This is a genomic window from Janthinobacterium sp. (genome assembly GCF_009923995.1).
In the GTDB taxonomy this organism is placed as follows: domain Bacteria; phylum Pseudomonadota; class Gammaproteobacteria; order Burkholderiales; family Burkholderiaceae_D; genus Janthinobacterium.
The window spans coordinates 26,531-48,310 of record NZ_RFSK01000035.1 but is presented as its reverse complement, the minus strand read 5'-3'; the positions used below and the strand labels follow the sequence as shown (position 1 = coordinate 48,310).

Annotated in this window: 19 protein-coding genes; 12 read left to right on the top strand and 7 right to left on the bottom strand. The window is 62.5% G+C overall.

Annotated features, from left to right (window positions below; translation table 11 throughout):
* Positions 1 to 174: 174 nt before the first annotated feature.
* Entirely contained in the window at positions 175 to 462 is a 288-nt protein-coding gene (locus EBS11_RS17550) for a hypothetical protein (RefSeq protein ID WP_219116767.1), read from the bottom strand.
* A 178-nt stretch (positions 463 to 640) separates the two neighbouring features.
* Positions 641 to 1,333 carry an ABC transporter ATP-binding protein gene (locus EBS11_RS17545; protein WP_290604789.1) on the bottom strand — a complete coding sequence of 231 codons (693 nt, stop codon included), beginning with the start codon at positions 1,331 to 1,333 and terminating at the stop codon, positions 641 to 643.
* 311 nt (positions 1,334 to 1,644) lie between these two features.
* On the opposite strand from EBS11_RS17545, the gene egtD reads away from it, so the two are divergent.
* Together egtD and egtB are read left to right on the top strand one after the other, a co-directional pair.
* The gene (egtD, locus tag EBS11_RS17540) at positions 1,645 to 2,637 is read left to right on the top strand and encodes an L-histidine N(alpha)-methyltransferase (protein WP_290604788.1); all 993 of its coding nucleotides are present in this window, start codon (positions 1,645 to 1,647) and stop codon (positions 2,635 to 2,637) included.
* Positions 2,638 to 2,645: 8 nt separating this feature from the next.
* Positions 2,646 to 3,878, top strand: coding sequence for an ergothioneine biosynthesis protein EgtB (gene egtB / locus EBS11_RS17535; protein ID WP_290604787.1), 1,233 nt, complete (start codon positions 2,646 to 2,648; stop codon positions 3,876 to 3,878).
* Between the two features lie 4 nt (positions 3,879 to 3,882).
* Here the strand turns inward: egtB and EBS11_RS17530 are convergent, their stop codons facing one another.
* From EBS11_RS17530 to EBS11_RS17515, 4 genes are all read right to left on the bottom strand, one after another.
* On the bottom strand, positions 3,883 to 5,487 hold the full coding sequence (locus tag EBS11_RS17530) for a methyl-accepting chemotaxis protein (protein ID WP_290604786.1): 1,605 nt from the start codon (positions 5,485 to 5,487) through the stop codon (positions 3,883 to 3,885).
* Positions 5,488 to 5,654: 167 nt separating this feature from the next.
* On the bottom strand, positions 5,655 to 7,361 hold the full coding sequence (gene leuA, locus EBS11_RS17525) for a 2-isopropylmalate synthase (RefSeq protein ID WP_290604785.1): 1,707 nt from the start codon (positions 7,359 to 7,361) through the stop codon (positions 5,655 to 5,657).
* Between the two features lie 370 nt (positions 7,362 to 7,731).
* Positions 7,732 to 8,019, bottom strand: coding sequence for a barstar family protein (locus tag EBS11_RS17520; RefSeq protein ID WP_290604784.1), 288 nt, complete (start codon positions 8,017 to 8,019; stop codon positions 7,732 to 7,734).
* Entirely contained in the window at positions 8,016 to 8,678 is a 663-nt protein-coding gene (locus EBS11_RS17515; RefSeq protein ID WP_290604783.1) for a hypothetical protein, read from the bottom strand. The genes EBS11_RS17520 and EBS11_RS17515 overlap by 4 nt, the downstream gene beginning before the upstream one ends.
* 161 nt (positions 8,679 to 8,839) lie before the next feature.
* On the opposite strand from EBS11_RS17515, the gene EBS11_RS17510 reads away from it, so the two are divergent.
* The 6 genes from EBS11_RS17510 to EBS11_RS17485 all read left to right on the top strand — a co-directional run bounded on the left by EBS11_RS17510 (position 8,840) and on the right by EBS11_RS17485 (position 15,995).
* A complete protein-coding gene (locus EBS11_RS17510; protein WP_290604782.1) occupies positions 8,840 to 9,751 on the top strand; it encodes a patatin-like phospholipase family protein in 912 nt (303 codons plus the stop codon).
* Positions 9,752 to 9,810: 59 nt separating this feature from the next.
* A complete protein-coding gene (locus EBS11_RS17505) occupies positions 9,811 to 10,218 on the top strand; it encodes a heme-binding protein (protein ID WP_290604781.1) in 408 nt (135 codons plus the stop codon).
* Between the two features lie 295 nt (positions 10,219 to 10,513).
* Positions 10,514 to 11,692: a glutamine-hydrolyzing carbamoyl-phosphate synthase small subunit gene (carA, locus tag EBS11_RS17500; protein ID WP_071077946.1), complete on the top strand. Its 1,179-nt coding sequence runs from the start codon at positions 10,514 to 10,516 to the stop codon at positions 11,690 to 11,692.
* Complete coding sequence (gene carB, locus EBS11_RS17495; RefSeq protein ID WP_290604780.1) at positions 11,685 to 14,915, top strand: carbamoyl-phosphate synthase large subunit; 3,231 nt, start codon at positions 11,685 to 11,687, stop codon at positions 14,913 to 14,915. Before carA ends, carB begins: the two co-directional genes overlap by 8 nt.
* A 160-nt stretch (positions 14,916 to 15,075) precedes the next feature.
* Positions 15,076 to 15,552: a transcription elongation factor GreA gene (gene greA / locus EBS11_RS17490; protein WP_034757428.1), complete on the top strand. Its 477-nt coding sequence runs from the start codon at positions 15,076 to 15,078 to the stop codon at positions 15,550 to 15,552.
* Entirely contained in the window at positions 15,552 to 15,995 is a 444-nt protein-coding gene (locus EBS11_RS17485; protein ID WP_290604779.1) for a DUF4149 domain-containing protein, read from the top strand. The genes greA and EBS11_RS17485 overlap by 1 nt, the downstream gene beginning before the upstream one ends.
* Before the next feature lie 177 nt (positions 15,996 to 16,172).
* On the opposite strand, the gene EBS11_RS17480 is transcribed toward EBS11_RS17485, so the two are convergent.
* Positions 16,173 to 16,643, bottom strand: coding sequence for a YhbY family RNA-binding protein (locus EBS11_RS17480; protein ID WP_010397237.1), 471 nt, complete (start codon positions 16,641 to 16,643; stop codon positions 16,173 to 16,175).
* Positions 16,644 to 16,685: 42 nt separating this feature from the next.
* On the opposite strand from EBS11_RS17480, the gene EBS11_RS17475 reads away from it, so the two are divergent.
* The 4 genes from EBS11_RS17475 to glmM all read left to right on the top strand — a co-directional run bounded on the left by EBS11_RS17475 (position 16,686) and on the right by glmM (position 21,767).
* Positions 16,686 to 17,369, top strand: a complete 684-nt coding sequence (locus EBS11_RS17475; RefSeq protein WP_290604778.1) for an RlmE family RNA methyltransferase — start codon at positions 16,686 to 16,688, stop codon at positions 17,367 to 17,369.
* A 201-nt stretch (positions 17,370 to 17,570) separates the two neighbouring features.
* Positions 17,571 to 19,451 (top strand): ATP-dependent zinc metalloprotease FtsH, encoded by a 1,881-nt coding sequence (gene ftsH / locus EBS11_RS17470; RefSeq protein ID WP_290604777.1) that lies wholly within the window; start codon positions 17,571 to 17,573, stop codon positions 19,449 to 19,451.
* A gap of 104 nt (positions 19,452 to 19,555) precedes the next feature.
* Complete coding sequence (gene folP, locus EBS11_RS17465; RefSeq protein ID WP_290604776.1) at positions 19,556 to 20,389, top strand: dihydropteroate synthase; 834 nt, start codon at positions 19,556 to 19,558, stop codon at positions 20,387 to 20,389.
* 40 nt (positions 20,390 to 20,429) lie between these two features.
* Positions 20,430 to 21,767, top strand: coding sequence for a phosphoglucosamine mutase (gene glmM, locus EBS11_RS17460; protein ID WP_290604775.1), 1,338 nt, complete (start codon positions 20,430 to 20,432; stop codon positions 21,765 to 21,767).
* Positions 21,768 to 21,780 lie beyond the last annotated feature (13 nt).

The following is a 21,780-nucleotide window of genomic DNA, read 5'->3' as shown; positions in this document are numbered from 1 at the left end:
GGCGGGGATGGCGTGGCGGCAAGGGCGGCAGAAACGGTCAGCAAGGTTTGGGCTGGGCTTCTTCGCTATCGTGCTCGGGTGCTCTGCGGTGAGCGAACTACGCGAATTTCATGGCAAAAGTTCATGGCGCCGGGAACCTGAGTGCCTGGCAAGGCAAGACAACAGCGTGATGGTTCAATGGACTGGCGTGGCGGACAATTCCTTCAGTTCGCGGATGGTGATTTCCGACTTTTCATGCATGCGCAATAAAATCGTCGCACCGACCGACAGTTTGCCGTGCCGTATCTTGCTGATGATGGGGGGCTGGACTTCCAGTACACGGCACAGTTCCGCATCATTTTTCAGATTCATCTTCTCGATGAGGGTATCGAGCAGCTTGTTGGGCACAAAACTCGATGGTTCGAGCGCGCGCGCCCGGTTCATCGCTTCAATCATTTCCAGCTTCTTTTGCCGAACGTTCATTTACTCCTCCTTCAGGTTATGCAAGGGACGGGACCCGTAAAGCGGTCCCGGCTATAGTTCGTCATCGCAGTACGGCTGTCCGGATGACGTGACAACATTCGCGTTACAACATTGATAACCAGGCAAGTGTTTTCAATAATACTACGATAACAAAACTTGTGATACATGGTCAGTAAAATTAACTGATTGTTTGATCAATTCGGTTGACGGTTGTTGTATTTTGTAATCCTGTTTTCGTCAGGATCATGGTCCTGTCCGCCATTTCAGCGGCGGCCAGCGAATGCGTGACCATGATGGCGCAACTGCCGTTGGCCTTGATCTCGGCGCGCAGCAATTGCAGGATGCTGTGCGCCGTGTCCGGATCGAGGTTGCCGGTGGGCTCGTCGGCCAGCACCAGGGCCGGCTTGTGCACGAGCGCGCGGGCGATGGCCACGCGCTGCATTTCGCCGCCCGACAACTGCTGCGGAAAGTCGCCGCCGCGTCCGCCCAGGCCGACCGCCTCGAGCATGCTGGCGGCACGCTCCTGGGGCAGGCCGTTGAGCAGCAGCGGCAGGGCCACGTTTTGCAGCAGGGTCAGGTGCGGCAAGACGTGGAAGGCCTGGAAGATAAAGCCCATGCGGGCGCGACGCAGCTGGGTGGCGGCCGCGTCATCGAGGCTGGACATGGCTATGCCGTCCACCAGGATAGGGTGCGCTTCGGCACCCGCATCGGGCGTATCGAGGCCGGCGATCAGGTTCAGCAAGGTCGACTTGCCCACGCCGGAATCGCCCATGATGGCGATGAATTCTCCCGCTTCGAAGCGGCAGGAGAGGTTGGCCAGCACGGGCCGTGCATGGGCATAGGACTTGGACAGATGGCGCAATTCGAGCATGGTGTTAACGGCGATCGTAAAGGGAGGCACGCGGGGGAGAGGGGGGCCTGGGGACTGCAATGGCGCGCGGATTGTTTGGCCGGCAATGTGTAGTATACGACAGGCTTGTCCTTTTTGCTTGGCAATACCAATTTCGCGTGCGCGCCGCCCGTTTGACCTTAAGTTACCTGCCGCACGGCTGGCTTGCGCGGATTCCGCTATGATGGGAAAAAGTCATCGCTTCAGGTGCCCGCCAGGCTGTGCGGCAGGGCCTGTCCGCCAGATGCCAGCCAAGCAAGCCATCCTTGAACCGAGAGAGACGACGCCAGCCCATGACCACGCCACCCGCGCAGCATCTGTCCGATTTCTATCCCGCCGGCAACGCCGAAGCGGCCAGCGCCACTCCTGCCACGATAGCCGAGATCAGCAGCGGCCTGCTGGCGCGCCAGGCCTGGACGTCGCCCAAATACCTGTACGACGCGCTGGGCTCGAAACTGTTCGAAGCCATCTGCGCCTTGCCCGAGTACTATCCGACGCGCACGGAAGCGGCCATCTTCGCCCGCCATGGCGCCGAGATCGCGCATGCGGTGGGACCGGGCAGCACCCTGATCGACCTGGGCGCGGGCAATTGCGCCAAGGCCGCCAGCCTGTTTCCCCTGCTGCATCCGGCGCAGTACGTGGCCGTGGATATTTCCTATGACTTTCTCAGCGAATCGCTGGGCCGGCTGCAGCAGCGCTTTCCGCACATCGAGATGACGGGCCTGGGCCTGGATTTTTCCAGCCGCCTGGACTTGCCCGCCAGCGTGCGCGACGCGCGGCGGCTGTTTTTCTATCCCGGCTCGTCGATCGGCAATTTTGCGCCGGAGCAAGCGATCGCCTTCCTGCGCCGCCTGCGCGCCAATTCCGACGGCGACGGGGGCTTGCTGATCGGCGTCGACCTGGTCAAGGAGGACGCCATCCTCGACGCCGCCTACGACGATGCGCTGGGCGTCACGGCCGCCTTCAACCTGAACATGCTGCGCCACGTGAACGGGTTGATCGGTGCCGATTTCGACGTGCGCGCCTGGCAGCACCACGGCTTTTTCAACGCCGACGAGAGCCGCGTGGAGATGCACCTGGAAGCGCGCCGCGAACAAGTCGTCCGCTGGAAGGGCGGCGAGCGGCGTTTCGCGAAAGGCGAGCGCATCCATACGGAAGACAGCTACAAATATACGCGGGCCGGCTTCGTCGGCTTGCTGGAGCAGGCCGGGTTTTCCACGGTGCAAGTCTGGACGGACCCGCAGCAGTGGTTTGCCGTCATTTATGCCAGAGCCATCCGAGATTAAAGGCGACGATGCTGATCGATCATTACCATACCGTGCGCCGGCATTCGCTGCGGCTGGCCGAACCCCTGTCCGACGAGGATTGCGGCGCGCAATCGATGCCGGACGCCAGTCCCGTGAAATGGCACCTGGCGCATACCACGTGGTTCTTTGAAACCTTTATCCTGGAAAGCATGGAGGCGGGCTTCGCGCCATTCCACCCGGCCTTCCGCGTGCTGTTCAACTCGTATTACAACGGCGTGGGCGAGAAGCACCCGCGCGCCCAGCGGGGCGTGCTGACGCGGCCCGGCATGGACGTCGTGCGCGCCTACCGGATGGATGTCGATGCGCGCGTCGCCCGCCTGCTCGCTGGCGAACTGGCGCGCCCCGAGCGCGAACGCCTGACCATGCTGCTGGCGCTGGGACTCGAGCACGAACAGCAGCACCAGGAGTTGCTGTTGACGGATGTCAAGCATTTGCTCGCGCAGAGTCCCTTGTTTCCCGCTTACGTGGATGGGGCGCCGGACAGCGCGGCGGCGCCTGCGCCATCGCCTGCCTGGATCGCCTTCGACGGCGGCCTGACGCAGATCGGCCATGCGGGCGACGGCTTTTGCTTCGACAATGAATTGCCGCGCCACCCGCAGTACGTGGCGCCGTTCCAGCTGGCCAGCGCGCTCGTGACGAATGGCGACTATCTCGCCTTCATCGAGGCGGGCGGCTACCGCACGGCCCATCTGTGGCTGGCCGAAGGCTGGGACTGGGTGCGCAGCCAGCAGTTGCAGTGTCCGCTGTACTGGCAGCGCGACGATGGCGGCCGCTGGCAGGAATTCACCCTGTCCGGCTTGCGCCCGCTGGACCTGCAGGCACCGGCCAGCCATTTGTCGCTGTTCGAGGCGGATGCCTATGCGCACTGGGCCGGCGCCCGCCTGCCGACGGAAGCGGAGTGGGAAGTGGCGGCGCAGGGTGTCGCCGTGGAAACAGGCCAGCTGCATCCGGCCGCCGCCACGCCGGGCGGGGGATTGCGGCAAATGTTCGGCCATTGCTGGCAGTGGACCAGCAGCAGCTATGCGCCGTATCCGGGCTACCGTCCGGCGCCCGGCGCGCTCGGTGAATACAACGGCAAGTTCATGCTGAACCAGTACGTGCTGCGCGGCTCCTCGTGCGCCACGCCGCCCGGCCACGCGCGCGCCAGCTACCGCAATTTCTTCCCGGCCGGGGCGCGCTGGCAATTTACCGGCATCCGCCTGGCGCGCCAGGTGGAATAAGGACCTAGCCCAGGCGCGGGACGGCGGGCGCGGCAGGGCGGGGCGCTGCCTTGCCGCCGGTGCCGGACTCCAGCGTGAACTGGCTGACGAGGGTTTCCAGCTCGCCCGCCTGTGCATGCATGGCCGCCGCGGCGGCCGCCGCCTGCTCGACGAGGGCCGCGTTCTGCTGCGTCGTCTGGTCCATCTGCATGATGGCGGCATTGATCTGCTCGATGCCTTCGCTTTGTTCGTGGTTGGCGACGCTGATTTCCCCGACGATGGCGCTGACCCGGCCCACGCTGGCCACCACTTCATCCATCGTGGCGCCCGCCTGGCTGACCAGCTGCGCGCCCTGGCCGACCCGGCTGACGGAGTCAGCAATGAGTTCCTTGATCTCCTTCGCCGCCTGGCTGGAGCGGTGCGCCAGGTTGCGCACTTCGGTGGCAACGACGGCAAAGCCGCGTCCCTGTTCGCCGGCCCTGGCCGCTTCCACGGCCGCATTCAGGGCCAGGATGTTGGTCTGGAAGGCGATGCCGTCGATGACGGCGATGATGTCGACGATCTTGCGCGAGGACGCATTGATGGCGTCCATGGTATCGACCACCTGGGCCATGGCCGTGCCGCCGCGCTGGGCGATGGCGGATGCCGAACGGGCCAGGGTGTCGGCCTGGCGCGCGTTGTCGCTGTTGCTGCGCACTGTGCCCGTCAGTTCGATCATCGACGACGCCGTCTCTTCCAGCGCGCTGGCCTGGGCCTCCGTGCGGGCCGACAGGTCGGCATTGCCGCTGGCGATCTCGCTCGACGCCACGGCGATGGTGCCCGTGCCGCTGCGCACCTGCCCCACCAGGGTGGCCAGGTTGTCGTTCATGTCGCGCAGCGCGTGCAGCAGCTGCGCCGTTTCATCCTTGCCTTCGGCTGCGATCTTGCTGCTCAAGTCGCCTGCGGCCACGGCCTGCGCCACGCGCAAGGCGTAGGCGACGGGCGTGGTGATCGAGCGCGTGACCCGCCAGGCGAAGAGCACGCCCAGCAGCAAGGCGGCCGCGCCCAGGCTGGTCATCAGCACGTTTGCCGTGGAGATATTCTGGCGGATTTGTCGGCCGCCCTGGACGACGACGCCGCGCTGGATGTCGTTCAGGCGGTTCACGGTCGCCTGCAGGCGCGTCAGGGCGGGCAGGGTGTCGTCGCGCACGTGCAGGGCCGCTTGCGCCCGCTGTCCCGCGCCCAGCAGCTTGTCCGCCTGGCTGAATGACACGACATAGGCCTTGCGCTGCTGTTTCAGGGTCGCCAGCAGTTCCTTGCCTTCCGGCAGCACGATCAGGCGGTCGAGGATGGCCAGCGCGTCCGTGATGGTGGCCTTGTTGGCGTCGATTTCCGCGTGGATGGCGCTGGCACGGGCGGGATCTTCATGGATGAACAGTTCCAGCACGAGGGCCGCGTTCGAGCGGGTGGTGCTGCGGATGGTGGCGATGGCGTCGGCCTTGGCCCAGTCGCGCTCGATGATGGAGTCGCTGAGGGCGCCGATCTTGTCCAGCCGGAACAGGCCCGTGCCCACCAGCACTGCCATCAGCAGCAATACCACGCCAAAACCCGCACCCAGGCGCGCGCCTATCTTCATGTCCGTCAATTTCATACTGATTCCCTCGGTAGCTGATATTCTGTCTCCGCTGGTCTTGTTATGAATCAATTATACGGCCGGCAATACCTGATTGGCACTGGTAATTGCCAGAAAGAAATGAAAAAGCGGCACGGCGATCAAGCCGTACCGCTTTTTATCCCTATGGAGCGCGTCGAAATTGCTTAGGCGGCGCTGGCCGCCACGTCGGCTGCTGTTGTTTTTTCCGCTTCCGTCTGCTTGATGCGGCGGTTCACGGCCGACAGCACGGCCTTGAACGAGGCGGTGACGATGTTGCTGTCGATGGCGGCGCCGAACAGGGTAGGGCCGTTGTCCAGGCGCAACTCGACATAGCAGGCGGCCTTGGCATTGGCGCCCGAGCCGATGGAATGCTCATGGTAGTCCATCAGCTTGATGTCCAGGCCCAGGGCATTGACGAAGGCGTCGATGGGGCCGTTGCCGCCGCCCTGCAGGGCCAGCGGCGCCTGGCGGTGCGACAGGCTGATGTCGATCTGCACGGATTCATCGCTGCTCGTGTCTTCCACCATGCGGTGCGAGGCGTAGGCGTACGGTGCCGTCTGTTCCAGGTATTCCTTCTGGAAAATTTCATGGATATCCTGCGCGGCGATTTCGCGGCCCGTGGCGTCTGCCACGGCTTGCACGGCGCGCGAGAATTCGATCTGCAGGCGGCGCGGCAGGACCAGGCCGTATTCCTGTTCCAGCAGGTAGGACATGCCGCCCTTGCCGGACTGGCTGTTGACGCGGATCACGGCGTCGTAGCTGCGGCCCAGGTCGGCCGGGTCGATGGGCAGGTACGGCACTTCCCAGATGCTGTCCGGCTGCTGCTTGGCGAAACCTTTCTTGATGGCATCCTGGTGCGAGCCGGAAAACGCCGTGAACACCAGGTCGCCCGCATACGGGTGGCGCGGGTGGACGGGCAGCTGGTTGCACTCTTCCACGCATTTGCGCACGGTGTCGATGTCGGAGAAATCCAGGCCCGGGTGCACGCCCTGCGTGTACAAGTTCATCGCCAGGGTCACGAGGTCGACGTTGCCGGTGCGCTCGCCGTTGCCGAACAAACAGCCTTCCACGCGGTCGGCGCCCGCCATCACGGCCAGCTCGGCCGACGCGACGGCCGTGCCGCGGTCATTGTGCGGGTGCACGCTGATGATGATGGAATCGCGGCGCGCCAGCTTGCGCGACATCCATTCGATCTGGTCCGCATACACATTGGGCGTGCTGCATTCCACGGTCGATGGCAGGTTGATGATCATCTTGTTGGCGGGCGTCGGCTTCCAGATGGCGCTGACGGCGTCGCAGATATGCTTGGAGAAATCGAGTTCCGTCGTGGAGAACGATTCCGGCGTGTATTCGAAGCCCCATTCCGTTTCCGGATGCTGCGCCACCAGTTGCTTGACCAGGGTGGTGCCGGTGGTGGCGATGTTGGTGATTTCCTCGCGCGACATGCCGAACACGACCTTGCGGAACACGGGCGCCACGGAGTTGTACAGGTGCACGATGGCGCGCTTGGCGCCGACGACGGATTCCACCGTGCGGCGTATCAGTTCTTCGCGCGACTGGGTCAGCACGATGATGGTGACGTCGTCCGGGATGCGGCCTTCATCGACGAGTTTGCGCACGAAATCGAAGTCCGTCTGCGATGCCGATGGGAAACCCACTTCGATTTCCTTCAGGCCGATGGCGATCAGCATCTCGAAGAACCGCAGCTTCTTTTCCGCGCTCATCGGCTCGATCAGGGACTGGTTGCCGTCGCGCAAGTCGGTGCTCATCCAGATAGGCGGCTTGCTGATGATCTGGTTCGGCCATTGACGGTCGGTCAACTTGACGGGAGGGAAGGCGCGGTATTTGGAAGCTGGGTTCTGCAACATCATGATCGGGTACTCCTGAAGATAGGGGGAAATCAATGGTTGTGGCGCAAGCTTGCCGGGCGGCCACGCAACACTAGGCCAGGCAAGCGATCGGTAGTTTTAGCAGGCAAAGCACGGCAACGGCGCCAGCGGGGGCGGTCGCGTCAGAAATTACGGGTGTAGCGGGGGATGGTGCAAACATCATCAAACCTTCCAGGGTTCTTGAAACACGCCGGCGGATGGCCAGGCGAAGCAATGCGGCAAGCTTATGCGCGTGCTAGTAGTAGTCGCGATAGCGACAGCAGGGAAGGGGATGGATGTTTGAAGGAGGACATGCACCCAATGTAAGGGAGGTTGGGGCGGGCTGTCAAGCGTTTCCTGGCGTTGTCCTGTGTCACACGTACCGCACTTGCGCCGCCACGGCCGGCATTTCCTGCGCCATGCGCGCCAGGATGCGTTGCAGGATGGCCGCGTCGCGGGGCAGGCGTGCCGCGAAGGCGGGCCAGCCGCGCAGCTCCAGCTGTTGCGGCATGTCCACCAGGCCCGTGATGGCATCGTGGAATGCATCCCAGTTCATGCCGTAGAAGGAAGGGAAGCCCAGCGCGGCGGCCAGGGCGGCATGCAAGGGGCGCGCCGAATTGATCCCGCTCAAGTCGATCGTCACGAGGGCTTGCCGGCTCACACTATTCCCTTGAGCAAGTTCTGCAGCTTGTCGCGCATGCCGGCGGCCACCGTTTCGTGCTGCGCCAGGATGGCGGTGGCGTGCTGGAACGGTGTCGGGTCCAGGTACAGGCGCGGCAAGTCGGCCACGGCCACGCCGCGCGGGCCGCCGCGCAGGATCTCGTCGCCGTGTTTGGCAATGGCGGTCACCGCCGCCTGGATGCGCGGCGTGGCAGACGCTGCCAGGCAGGCGGCCAGCGCCGCGTCGAGTTCCGCGCGCGCGGGCGCTTGCGGCAGCACGGGGGCGGCGATCTGTTCCAGCGGCGCCATGTTGACGGCCGGCTTGCGATACGCCAGCAGAGTGTCGAGCGCCATCAGTCGGTGCGGGCCGCCGCGCTGCAGCCAGCCGGCGATGCGGGGCCAGGGCGTGTCCAGCAGCGCCGCCGCCACGCCCCATTGTGTTGCCACGGGCGACGCTATATTAGCCTCGATCCACGCCATGGCGGCCGGATTGCCCGTGTAGGCCAGCAGGCTGGCGTTCGAGGAGCGCAGCGCGGGCGCCTGCGCGGCCAGCACGGCGGTCAGCCAGGCGAGGGCGCCGTCGGGCGGCATGGTGGATAACTGTTGTGCAAACGGGGCGCTCAGGGCGCGGCTGTCGGCAAATTGCAAGGGGTGCGGCATGTGCATGGTCAGTAAAGGGCCAGGCGCCAGTCTAGCAGCCGGACGGGTGCGCACGAACATTGTCACTATAAACATTTAAGACGGGCTTCAGCGACCGCGCCCGTGCTTGCGCTACAATCGGCTCTTCTTTTTACTGCCGCGTGCGGTTCTTTCCTGCCACTATGTTCCCTAAACGCCTGACCCTGCTTGCCCTGGCCGCCTTCGTGCTGGCCGGCTGCGATACCACCGCCCCGAAACCCGTACAAGTACTGACGCCGCCCGAGCCGGTCGTCGTCGCACCCCGCAAGATCAAGATCGGCCTGGCCCTGGGCGGCGGCGCGGCGCGCGGCTTCGCGCATATCGGCGTGATCAAGGCGCTCGAATCGCAGGGCATCCATGCCGACATCGTCACGGGCACCAGCGCCGGCAGCGTCGTGGGAGCCTTGTATGCGGCGGGCAATTCCGGCTTCGCCCTGCAAAAGATGGCCTTCGACATGGACGAGGCGGCCATTTCCGACTGGGCCTTGCCCCTGTTCGGCAAGTCCTCCGGCGTGCTCAAGGGCGAGGCCCTGCAAAGCTATGTCAACAAGGCCGTCGGCGGCGTGCCGCTGGAAAAGCTGAAAATCCCGTTTGGCGTCGTCGCCACCGACCTGAAGAATGGCCAGCCGATCCTGTTCCAGCGCGGCAACACCGGCATGGCCGTGCGCGCCTCGTCGGCCGTGCCCGGCGTGTTCCAGCCCGTGACGATCGCCGGCCATACCTATGTCGATGGCGGCCTCGTCGCCCCCGTGCCCGTGCGCTTTGCGCGCGACATGGGCGCCGACTTCATCATCGCCGTGAATATCTCGTCGCAGACGGATACGCAGAAGGCCATCAGCTCGATGGAAGTGATCATGCAGACCTTCGCCATCATGGGCCAGCGCATCAACCAGTTCGAATTGAAGGATGCGGACGTGGTGATCCAGCCCAGCCTGGGCACCATGAAGGGCAACGACTTCAACAGCCGCAACCAGGCCATCCTGGCGGGCGAGCAGGCGACCTTTGCCGTCATGGCGCAGCTCAAGCAAAAGCTGAAGGCCAAGCGCGAGCAGTAAGGGCTGGCGCCGCCATGCATTTCGTATACAATTTTGCTTCAACATAACAAGGATGCCCTATGCAATCGAAACCGGTTTTGACCCTGGATGATGTGAAGAAAATCGCTGCCGCCGCCGAAGCGGAAGCGGTCAAGAATAACTGGGCGGTCACGATCGCCATCGTCGATGACGGCGGCCACCTGGTCTGGCTGCAGCGCATGGACGGCGTGGCGCCCATCTCGTCGCACATCGCGCCATCGAAAGCCAAGACGGCCGCGCTGGGCCGCCGCGAATCGCGCATCTATGAAGAGATGATCAACGGCGGCCGCGTCTCGTTCCTGAGCGTGCCGGAAATCGACGGCCTGCTGGAAGGCGGCGTGCCCATCGTGTTCGAAGGCCACTACGTGGGCGCCGTCGGCGTCTCGGGCGTCAAGTCGGCGGAAGATGCGCAAATCGCGAAAGCCGGTATCGCCGCTTTGACGGCCTAAGTAGTAGCCGCAATTGCGGAACAAGCCGCCCCGCGCCAGCCGGGCGGCTTTTTTCATGGGGCGGGGGATTTATGCTGCTGCGCAAAAAAATGCCGCCCGTTCTGAATTTTCTTCCTTGTGGAAAAGCTTCCTTTTGGTTATAATTCAAAGGTTTAGCCAATCACACATATACCGTAGCGACTACCCATCCCCTCATTCAAAATGACCGTTGAAACGCCCTGAGTGCATGCAGCTCGGGTATCTAGGCGGTCGGTCTGACGTGGCGCAGCTACGGTAACTTTATCAGGAGTTGCCCTTGCCGCCATTTTTTTCTGGCCCTGCCGTTCCAGCCATATTAGCGCTTGCTGATGGAACGATCTTTAAAGGTTTTTCGATCGGTGCCGCCGGTCATACCACGGGCGAGGTGGTGTTCAACACCTCCATGACCGGGTATCAGGAAATCCTTACCGACCCAAGCTATTGCCGCCAGATGGTCACCCTGACCTATCCCCATATCGGCAATACGGGCGTCAATCCGGAAGACGTCGAATCTTCCAAGGTTCACGCTGCTGGCCTCATCATCCGCGATCTGCCATTGCTGGCATCCAATTTCCGTTCCACCCTTTCCCTGTCCGACTACCTCAAAGCTGAAAATATCGTCGCCATCGCCGGCATCGATACACGCAAGCTCACGCGCATCCTGCGTGAAAAAGGTGCACAGGGCGGCGCCATCCTCGTCGGCACGCAGGGCAACGAGCCATCCGCCGCGCAAGCGCTGGAACTGGCCCGCTCCTTCCCCGGCCTGGCCGGCATGGACCTGGCCAAGGTGGTATCGAGCAAGGCCGCCTACGAATACCGCGAAACGGAATGGACCCTGGGCGAAGGCTACGGCCAGCTGGCCGACGCGGACGCGAAATACCACGTGGTCGCCTTTGACTACGGCGTCAAGCGCAATATCCTGCGCATGCTGACGGCGCGCGGCTGCAAGGTCACCGTGCTGCCCGCGCAGGCGACGGCCGCCGACGCCCTGGCTTTGAACCCGGACGGCATCTTTCTGTCGAACGGCCCCGGCGACCCGGAGCCATGCGACTACGCCATCGCGGCGACCAAGGAGCTGATCGAGAAGGGCATCCCGACCTTCGGCATCTGCCTCGGCCACCAGATCATGGCGATCGCGTCCGGCGCGAAAACCTTGAAGATGAAGTTCGGCCACCACGGCGCCAACCACCCGGTGCAGGATCTGGAAACGAAACAGGTCCTGATCACCTCGCAAAACCACGGTTTCGCAGTGGACGCGGCGACCTTGCCTGCGAACTGCCGCGTGACCCATGAATCGCTGTTCGACGGCTCCCTGCAGGGCTTTGCCCGCACGGACAAGCCGGCCTTCTGCTTCCAGGGCCACCCTGAAGCGTCGCCGGGCCCGATGGATGTTGCTTACCTGTTTGACCGCTTCATCAATCTGATGGCTGCGGAGGAGAAAAAGAAAAATGCCTAAACGTTTAGATATCAAAAGTATTCTGATTATTGGCGCCGGCCCGATCGTCATCGGCCAGGCCTGCGAATTCGATTATTCCGGCGCGCAAGCGTGCAAGGCCCTGCGCGAAGAGGGCTACAAAGTCATCCTGGTCAACAGCAATCCTGCGACCATCATGACGGATCCGGAAATGGCCGACGTGACCTATATCGAACCGATCACCTGGTCGGTCGTCGAGCGCATCATCGCCAAGGAGCGTCCTGACGCCATCCTGCCGACGATGGGCGGCCAGACGGCGCTGAATTGCGCCCTGGACCTGTTCAACAATGGCGTGCTGGCGAAATACAACGTCGAGCTGATCGGCGCGTCGCCGGAAGCCATCGACAAGGCGGAAGACCGTTCCAAGTTCAAGGACGCGATGACCAAGATCGGCCTCGGTTCGGCCCGTTCCGGCGTGGCGCACTCGATGGAAGAATCGTGGGCCGTGCAGCGCACCCTGGGCTTCCCGACCATCATCCGTCCATCGTTCACCATGGGCGGCTCCGGCGGCGGCATCGCCTACAACGAGGAAGAATTCGAAACCATCTGCAAGCGCGGCCTGGAAGCGTCGCCGACGAAAGAGCTGCTGATCGAGGAATCCTTGCTGGGCTGGAAAGAGTACGAGATGGAAGTGGTGCGCGACAAGGCGGACAACTGCATCATCATCTGCTCGATCGAAAACCTCGACCCGATGGGCGTGCACACGGGCGACTCCATCACGGTTGCGCCAGCGCAAACCCTGACGGACAAGGAATACCAGATCATGCGCAATGCCTCGCTGGCCGTGCTGCGCGAGATCGGCGTCGACACGGGCGGCTCGAACGTGCAATTCTCGATCAACCCCGTCGATGGCCGCATGATCGTCATCGAGATGAACCCGCGCGTATCGCGTTCGTCGGCCCTGGCCTCGAAAGCGACGGGTTTCCCGATCGCCAAGATCGCCGCCAAGCTGGCCGTCGGTTTCACCCTGGACGAGCTGCGCAATGAAATCACGGGCGGCGCCACGCCGGCCTCGTTCGAACCGTCGATCGATTACGTCGTCACGAAGATCCCCCGTTTCACGTTCGAGAAATTCCCGACTGCCGACCACCACCTGACGACGCAGATGAAATCCGTCGGCGAAGTGATGGCCATCGGCCGTACCTTCCAGGAATCGTTCCAGAAAGCCTTGCGCGGCCTGGAAGTGGGCGTGGACGGCATGAACGAGAAGACCAAGGACCGCGAAAAGATCGAAGAGGAACTGGGCGAGCCCGGTCCCGAGCGCATCTGGTACGTGGGTGACGCGTTTGCCCAGGGCTTCACCATGGAAGAAGTGCACCAGCTGACCAAGATCGACCCATGGTTCCTGATCCAGATCAAGGAAATCGTCGACCTGGAACTGTGGCTGGACACGCAGAAGCTGGAAAACCTGGACAAGAACACCCTGTACAAGCTGAAACAGAAGGGCTTCTCGGACCGCCGCCTGGGCTTTTTGCTGCAGACGACCGACACGGCCGTGCGCCAGCAGCGCCATGCGCTGGGCATCCGTCCCGTCTACAAGCGCGTCGACACCTGCGCGGCGGAATTCTCGACCGACACGGCGTACATGTATTCCACGTACGACGAAGAGTGCGAGTCGAATCCGACCGACAAGAAAAAGATCATGGTGCTGGGCGGTGGCCCGAACCGTATCGGCCAGGGCATCGAGTTTGACTATTGCTGCGTGCACGCGGCCCTCGCCATGCGCGAAGACGGCTACGAAACCATCATGGTCAATTGCAACCCAGAAACGGTTTCGACCGACTACGATACTTCGGACCGTCTGTACTTCGAATCCCTGACCCTGGAAGACGTGCTGGAAATCGTTGCCATCGAAAAACCGGTGGGCGTGATCGTGCAGTACGGCGGCCAGACGCCATTGAAGCTGGCGCTGGACCTGGAAGCGAACGGCGTGCCCATCATCGGCACCTCGCCCGACATGATCGACGCGGCCGAAGACCGCGAGCGTTTCCAGCAGATGCTGCACGCCCTGGAACTGCGCCAGCCGCCTAACCGCACGGCGCGCACGGAAGCCGACGCCCTGGCGCTGGCACAGGAAATCGGCTACCCGCTGGTCGTGCGTCCATCGTACGTGCTGGGCGGGCGCGCCATGGAAATCGTCCACGAGCAGCGCGACCTGGAGCGCTACATGCGCGAAGCCGTCAAGGTGTCGCACGATTCGCCCGTGTTGCTGGACCGCTTCCTGAACGATGCCATCGAGTGCGACGTCGATTGCATCTCCGACGGCGAAACCACCTTCATCGGCGGCGTGATGGAACACATCGAACAGGCTGGCGTCCATTCGGGCGACTCGGCCTGCTCCCTGCCGCCATACTCGCTGGCAGCGGAAACCATTGAAGAATTGAAACGCCAGACGGCGCTGATGGCCAAGGGCCTGAACGTGGTCGGCCTGATGAACGTGCAGTTCGCGATTCAAAAGCAGGAGATCGATGGCGAAATGAAAGACGTCGTCTTCGTGCTGGAAGTCAACCCGCGCGCTTCGCGTACCGTGCCTTTCGTGTCGAAAGCCACTGGCCTGCAACTGGCGAAGATCGCCGCGCGCTGCATGGTCGGCCAGTCGCTGGCGTCGCAGGGCATCACGCAGGAAGTCGTGCCGCCATACTTCAGCGTCAAGGAAGCCGTGTTCCCGTTCGTCAAGTTCCCGGGCGTGGACACCATCCTGGGCCCTGAAATGAAATCGACGGGCGAAGTCATGGGCGTGGGCCTGACCTTCGGCGAAGCGTTTGTGAAATCGCAACTGGGTGCCGGCGTGAACCTGCCAAAATCGGGCAAGGTCTTCATCAGCGTGAAAGCGTCGGACAAGCCGCGCGCCGTGCAAGTGGCGCGTGACCTGGTCGAGTCCGGTTTCACCGTGGTCGCGACCAAGGGCACGGCCGCCGTGATCGCTGCTGCCGGCATCGCCGTCACGCCAGTGAACAAGGTGATCGAAGGCCGTCCGCACGTGGTCGACATGATCAAGAACCATGAAATCGTGCTGGTGATCAACACCGTAGAAGAAAAGCGCAGCGCCATCGTCGATTCGCGGGCCATCCGCACGTCGGCCCTGGCCTCGCGCGTGACGACCTACACGACCATCGCCGGCGCGGAAGCGGCCGTCGAGGGCATCCGCCACCTGGACGAGTTGCGCGTGTACGATTTGCAAGGCCTGCACAAGACCTTGCACTAAGCTATTTGCAGTGACTGCCGTTAGGCGGTACACTGCAAGCTTCAACCACAGAGTTCCGTGCAGAATAGCGCGCGGCCTCTGTGGTTTTCGCTTGGTGCATCCGATAACAGTGACAAAACACTGGCAACGGCGCCGATAACTAGTAGATAGTAGAGATAACATGACCTCAGTCCCATTGACCAAATACGGCGCAGAACTCTTGAAGGAAGAGCTGCATCATTTGAAGACCAAGGAACGCCGCATCGTCATCGATGCGATCGCCGAAGCGCGTTCGCACGGCGACCTGTCGGAAAACGCCGAATACGATGCCGCCAAGGAGCGCCAGGCCTTCGTCGAAGGCCGCATCGCCGAGCTCGAAGGCAAGCTGGGTGCCGCGCAAATCATCGATCCGACGGCGCTCGACGCGGAAGGCCGCGTCGTGTTTGCCTCGACCGTGAACCTGGAAGACCTGGAATCGGGCCAGAAAGTCACCTACCAGATCGTCGGCCTCGATGAAGCCGACCTGAAAATGAACAAGGTGTCCGTGACCTCGCCGATCGCCCGCGCGCTGATCGGCAAGTACGCCGGCGACGTGGTGGAAGTGCAGGCGCCGTCCGGCCCGCGCGAATACGAAATCCTGGAAGTGCTGTACATCTGATGCTGACGCGCGTGCGCATCCTCGTTGCCACCCTGTGGGCGGGCAGCCTGTGGACCATCGGCTTCATCGTGGCGCCCACCCTGTTCGGCACCCTGGGCGATCGCGTGCTGGCAGGCAACATTGCCGGCAGCATGTTCCGTGCCGAAGCGTGGCTGTCCATCGCCTGCGCGCTGATACTGCTGGCCTTGCTGCAGTGGAGTCCCGGGGCGCTGGAAGCGAAGCGCCGCCGCCTGCTGGGCGCGCTGGTGCTGTCCATGCTCGTGTGCGCGCTGCTCAGCCACTTCGGCATCACGCCGCTGATGGCCGAACTCAAGGCGCAGGCACCGTCGGGCATCATGGACGAGGCCATGCGCAGCCGCTTCGGCCTGCTGCATGGCGTGTCGACCCTGATCTTTGCCGTGCAGAGCCTGCTGGCGGGCGTGCTGATCTGGAAGCAGCAATAGTTCTATTAACCCCAGAAGCGGAAACATCCGGGGTCAGTCTCTTCGAGATTGGATTCCGTTCCACTGGGACGGAATCCCCCGCCGGGTCTGACCCCAAAAAAAAGCGGAGCAGGGGATATCCCGTGCTCCGCTTCTTGTTTCAAGCCCGGCCGCCTTGCGGTGGCCGGGTGAACAGGCTTACTTGCTGCCCAGTGCGCTTTTCTTGGCGCTCTTCTGACGTGGCTTGGCACGCTTGATGGAACCGCCTTCGGTGACGCGCTCATTGCCCTTGATCATGACTTTCGTCACGCTGGGGCGCTTGGTGCCGCTGGCGCTGGCCTTGACGATGGTCACTTCGCGCATGCCTTTGCCGGCGCTGACCTTCTCCTTAACCACTTCTTTTTTCGGACGGTAGATTACCAGCAGTTTGCCAATATGTTGTACCGGGGCGGCGCCGAGATTGCCGCAAATCGTATCGTACATTCCGACGCGGGCTTCGCGGTCGTCGCCGAACACGCGGACTTTTATCAGGCCGTGCGAATCCAGGCCAAGGTCGATCTCTTTGAGGACAGCAGGTGTCAAGCCCGCTTCGCCAATGATGACGATAGGCTTCAGCGCGTGTGCTTCGGCGCGCAGTGCGCTGCGCTCTACGGGTGTAAGTTTTAGCATAATAATATTTAGTAATTCCCTTAAAAGCAGTATTCTACGCGAATGGCAAAGAAGAAATTAAACAAAAACTGGTTGCACGACCACATAAATGATCCTTATGTGAAGTTGGCGCAAAAAGAGGGCTACCGCGCCCGGGCAGCATACAAGCTGAAAGAAATCGATGAAGACGAGAAACTGATCAAACCTGGCCAGGTGATCGTCGACCTGGGCTGCACTCCTGGCAGCTGGGCCCAGTACACGCGGCGCAAGCTGGCCGGCAAGGACGGCGGCGGGGTCAATGGTACCTTGATTGGCCTGGACATGCTGGAAATGGAGCCGATTGCCGATTTCCACTTCATCCAGGGCGATTTCCGCGAGTCGCGCGTGCTGCGCCAGCTGGAAGTGGTGTTGCAAGGACGCAAGGTCGACCTGGTCCTGTCGGACATGGCGCCCAACCTGTCGGGCATCGCCACGGCGGATGCCGCGCGCATGGAGCACCTGATCGACCTGGCCATCGAATTTTCGCAATTGCATTTGAAACCATCGGGCGTCTTGCTGGTGAAATGCTTTAAAGACATGGGTTTCAGCCAGATCGTGGAGAAATTCCGCGCCGAATTCAAGGTCGTGGTGCAGAAAAAGCCCAAGGCCAGCCGCGATAAATCCTCGGAAATCTTCCTGATGGGACGTGGAATCAAGAATCCGCTGAAAAATGCCGTGGAAGAAGACGATTCCGCCCTTGATATTTAAGGCCGAATCCGCACATGGGAACGAGAAGTGCGCTGGCGGCAATGGCGTAAAAGCCTAAATTGTTTATACTGCACTTTTTTGCGTGAACGCGGTTTTTTCGCGCGCACGGATCGGCGGGCTTTGGCACGGCCCGCTTATTGCGAGTAAAATCGTGTTTCTAGCTATAGGTAAAGAGATGCGCACTGCATCCAAGGAGTCTTCGTGAATAACATGTTTTCCAAATCTGCCATCTGGGTAGTCGTATTGCTGCTGTTGTTCATGCTGTTCAAGCAATTCGACAGTCATGGCGCCACAGGCGGCAGCAAGGCCATCGCTTATTCCGATTTGCTGGATGAAGTCAAAGCCAAGCGCGTCAAGGATGTCGTGATCGAAGGTTCGTCGATCACCGCCAAGCTGATGGACGACACCAAGGTACGTACCACCGCCACCACCCTCGACAAGGGCCTGATCGGCGACCTGCGTGACAATGGCGTCCATTTCGACGTGCGTCCGCCCGAGGAAGCGTCATTCCTGCAAACTATTTTTGTTTCCTGGTTCCCCATGCTGCTGCTGATCGGCGTGTGGGTCTTCTTCATGCGTCAGATGCAAGGCGGCGGCAAGGGCGGGGCATTCTCGTTCGGCAAGTCGAAGGCACGCATGATGGATGAAGCCAGCAACACCGTCACCTTCGCCGACGTCGCCGGTTGCGACGAAGCGAAGGAAGAAGTCAACGAAGTGGTCGATTTCCTCAAGGATCCGAGCAAATTCCAGAAACTGGGCGGCCGCATTCCCCGCGGCGTGCTGATGGTCGGTCCTCCGGGCACGGGTAAAACCCTGCTGGCGCGCGCCATCGCCGGCGAAGCCAAGGTGCCGTTCTTCTCGATTTCCGGTTCCGACTTCGTGGAAATGTTCGTCGGCGTGGGCGCCAGCCGCGTGCGCGACATGTTCGAAAACGCGAAAAAGCATTCGCCGTGCATCATCTTCATCGATGAGATCGACGCTGTCGGCCGTCACCGTGGTGCCGGCATGGGCGGCGGCAATGACGAGCGCGAACAGACCCTGAACCAGTTGCTGGTCGAGATGGACGGTTTTGAAGCGAACTCCGGCGTCATCGTCGTGGCCGCCACCAACCGCGCCGACGTGCTCGACAAGGCGCTGCTGCGTCCGGGCCGTTTCGACCGCCAGGTGTCCGTCGGCTTGCCCGATATCCGCGGCCGTGAACAGATCTTGAACGTGCACATGCGCAAGGTGCCTATCGGTACCGACGTGAAAGCCGATATCCTGGCCCGCGGCACCCCCGGTTTCTCGGGCGCGGACCTGGCCAACCTCGTCAACGAAGCAGCCCTGTTCGCCGCGCGCCGCAGCAAGCGCCTGGTGGAAATGATCGACTTCGAAGACGCGAAAGACAAGATCTACATGGGTCCCGAGCGTAAATCGATGATCATCCGCGAGGAAGAGCGCCGCAATACGGCTTACCATGAGTCCGGTCACGCCGTCGTCGCCAAGCTGCTGCCGAAGGCCGATCCCGTGCACAAGGTAACGATCATGCCGCGCGGCTGGGCCCTGGGCCTGACGTGGCAGCTGCCGGAACACGACAACCTGTCCGCCTACAAGGACAAGATGCTGGAAGAAATTTCCATCCTGTTCGGCGGCCGTATCGCGGAAGAGATTTTCGTCGGCCAGATGTCCACGGGTGCCTCGAACGACTTTTCGCGCGCCACCAAGCTGGCCCGCTCCATGGTGACCCGCTTCGGCATGTCCGACAGCATGGGCGTGATGGTCTACGAAGACAGCGAAAACGAAGGTTTCTTCGGTGGCGCCACGAAGACGATCTCGGAAGCGACCCAGCAAAAGGTCGACGCTGAAATCCGCAACATCCTCGACAAGCAATACGCCCTGGCGCGTACCTTGTTGGAAAGCAACCGCGACAAGGTGGAAATGATGACCAAGGCCTTGCTGGAATGGGAAACCATTGATGCAGAGCAAATCAATGACATCATGGCCGGCCTGGAGCCGCGCCCACCGAAAGTCATCCCGCCGCGCCGCAATGCGGGCGACAGCGGCACGGGCGGCATCTCGCCGAACGTGACGGCGCCAGCCTGATAGCGACCACCGCCTGATTGGTGGCGTGAAAGAGAAGGGTAAGGAGCGATCCTTGCCCTTTTTCGTTGGCGCCCCAGGTTTCCTTGATGACTATAAAGTTTCAAATGCGACACTATTTGCAATTCGGCCGTTTCGGCTTCAACCTGTCGGGCGCGCAGGCGCTGGTGATGGGCATCCTCAACATCACGCCTGACTCCTTTTCCGACGCGGGCCAGTACCAGCACCTGGAATCTGCCCTGTCGCGCGCCGAGCAGATGATTGCCGACGGTGCCGACATCCTCGACATCGGCGGCGAATCGAGCCGGCCCGGCGCGCCGCCGCTGCCGCTGCGCGAAGAGCTGCAGCGCGTCATGCCCGTGCTGTACGCCTTGCGCGACTGCGGCAAGCCCCTGTCCGTCGATACCTACAAGCCCGAAGTGATGCGCGAAGCCATCCTGGCCGGCGCCGACATGATCAACGATATCAACGGTTTCCGCGCGCCGGGCGCCATCGAGGCCGTGCAGGGCAGCGATTGCGCCCTGTGCATCATGCACATGCAGAACGTGCCGGAAACCATGCAGCAGCAGCCGCAGTACGAAGACGTGGTACGCGAAGTCATCGCCTTCCTGCGCGAACGGGTTGACACCATGGTGGCGGCCGGCATCGCCCGCGAGCGTTTGTGCGTCGATCCCGGCTTCGGCTTCGGCAAGACGGTGGAGCAGAATTACGCCTTGCTGCGCGCCACGCGCCAGCTGCGCAGCGAACTGGGCTTGCCCGTGCTGGCCGGCCTGTCGCGCAAGTCCATGGTCGGCGCCGTCACGGGCCGCCCCGTCGGGCAGCGCCTGGCCGGCAGCATCGCCGGCGCCCTGGCTGCGGTAGCGCAAGGTGCAGAAATTATCCGTGTGCATGATGTGGCGGAAACCGTCGATGCCCTGAAGGTCTGGCGCATGGCGCACTGAGCCTGTAAGATTCAATATAAACAACAAAAAGAGAAAGACTATGACGCGTAAATATTTTGGCACCGATGGCATCCGCGGCTTGGTGGGTACGGCCCCGATCACTCCCGATTTCGTCATGCGCCTCGGCTATGCAGCCGGCACGGTGCTGGCCCAGTCGCAAGGCGGCAAGGCGCGCCCGACTGTGCTGATCGGCAAGGACACGCGCATTTCTGGCTACATGCTGGAGGCGGCGCTGGAAGCGGGCCTGTCGTCCGCCGGCGTGGACGTGATGCTGGCCGGCCCCATGCCGACGCCGGCCATTGCCTACCTGACGCGGGCGCTGCGCCTGTCGGCCGGCGTGGTCATTTCCGCTTCGCACAATCCCTACCAGGACAACGGCATCAAGTTCTTTTCCGGCCAGGGCACCAAGCTGCCCGACAGCGTGGAGCTGGAAATCGAGGCGGCGCTCGATGCGCCCATGGCCTGCGTGCCGTCGGACAAGCTGGGCCGCGCCAAGCGCCTCGACGACGCCCAGGGCCGTTACATCGAATTTTGCAAGAGCACCTTCCCGAACGAGCTGGACCTGCGTGGCCTGAAGATCGTCGTCGATTGCGCCCACGGCGCCGCCTACCATATCGCCCCGCACGTGTTCCATGAACTGGGCGCGGAAGTCATTTCCATCGGCAACAAGCCGGACGGCTTCAACATCAACGCGGGCTTCGGCGCCACGGCGACGGCTGCCATGGCCGCGGCCGTCGTCGAGCACGGCGCCGACCTCGGCATCGCGCTCGACGGCGACGCCGACCGCCTGATCATGTGCGACGCGACGGGCCGCCTGTATAACGGCGACGAGTTGTTGTACGTCATGGTCAAGGACCGCCTGGCGACGGGCCCCGTGGCCGGCGCCGTGGGCACCCTGATGACGAACATGGCGCTGGAAGTGCTGTTCAAGGAGCAGGGCATCGGTTTCGCCCGCGCCAAGGTGGGCGACCGCTACGTGCTGGAAGTGATGAAGGAAAAGGGCTGGATACTGGGCGGCGAAGGTTCCGGCCACCTGCTGTGCCTGGACAAGCACACGACGGGTGACGGCATCGTCTCCGCGCTGCAGGTGTTGTCCGCGCTCAAGCGCAGCGGCCAGAGTCTGCAGCAATGCCTGGCGGAACTGGTACTGTTCCCGCAGACCCTGATCAACCTGCGCGTGGCGCCCGGTTTCGACTGGCAGAAAAATGCCGCCATGGTGGCCGAGAAGGAAAAAGTCGAGGCCGAGCTGGGCGACACGGGCCGCGTGCTGATCCGCGCTTCGGGCACCGAGCCGCTGATCCGCGTGATGGTGGAAGCGAAGGACAAGGAGAAGGCGGAAAGCATGGCGCGCCGCATCGCCGACAAGGTTGCTGCCTGAACAGGGCCAGGGC

Coding starts and splice junctions, on each gene's coding strand:
- folP (WP_290604776.1), top strand. CDS start 19,556: ATGCGACACTATTTGCAATTCGGCCGTTTCGGCTTCAACCTGTCGGGC.
- greA (WP_034757428.1), top strand. CDS start 15,076: ATGACCTCAGTCCCATTGACCAAATACGGCGCAGAACTCTTGAAGGAA.
- egtB (WP_290604787.1), top strand. CDS start 2,646: ATGCTGATCGATCATTACCATACCGTGCGCCGGCATTCGCTGCGGCTG.
- carB (WP_290604780.1), top strand. CDS start 11,685: ATGCCTAAACGTTTAGATATCAAAAGTATTCTGATTATTGGCGCCGGC.
- EBS11_RS17505 (WP_290604781.1), top strand. CDS start 9,811: ATGCAATCGAAACCGGTTTTGACCCTGGATGATGTGAAGAAAATCGCT.
- EBS11_RS17545 (WP_290604789.1), bottom strand. CDS start 1,333: ATGCTCGAATTGCGCCATCTGTCCAAGTCCTATGCCCATGCACGGCCC.
- EBS11_RS17510 (WP_290604782.1), top strand. CDS start 8,840: ATGTTCCCTAAACGCCTGACCCTGCTTGCCCTGGCCGCCTTCGTGCTG.
- EBS11_RS17530 (WP_290604786.1), bottom strand. CDS start 5,487: ATGAAATTGACGGACATGAAGATAGGCGCGCGCCTGGGTGCGGGTTTT.
- EBS11_RS17485 (WP_290604779.1), top strand. CDS start 15,552: ATGCTGACGCGCGTGCGCATCCTCGTTGCCACCCTGTGGGCGGGCAGC.
- leuA (WP_290604785.1), bottom strand. CDS start 7,361: ATGATGTTGCAGAACCCAGCTTCCAAATACCGCGCCTTCCCTCCCGTC.
- EBS11_RS17550 (WP_219116767.1), bottom strand. CDS start 462: ATGAACGTTCGGCAAAAGAAGCTGGAAATGATTGAAGCGATGAACCGG.
- EBS11_RS17475 (WP_290604778.1), top strand. CDS start 16,686: ATGGCAAAGAAGAAATTAAACAAAAACTGGTTGCACGACCACATAAAT.
- EBS11_RS17480 (WP_010397237.1), bottom strand. CDS start 16,643: ATGCTAAAACTTACACCCGTAGAGCGCAGCGCACTGCGCGCCGAAGCA.
- glmM (WP_290604775.1), top strand. CDS start 20,430: ATGACGCGTAAATATTTTGGCACCGATGGCATCCGCGGCTTGGTGGGT.
- egtD (WP_290604788.1), top strand. CDS start 1,645: ATGACCACGCCACCCGCGCAGCATCTGTCCGATTTCTATCCCGCCGGC.
- EBS11_RS17515 (WP_290604783.1), bottom strand. CDS start 8,678: ATGCCGCACCCCTTGCAATTTGCCGACAGCCGCGCCCTGAGCGCCCCG.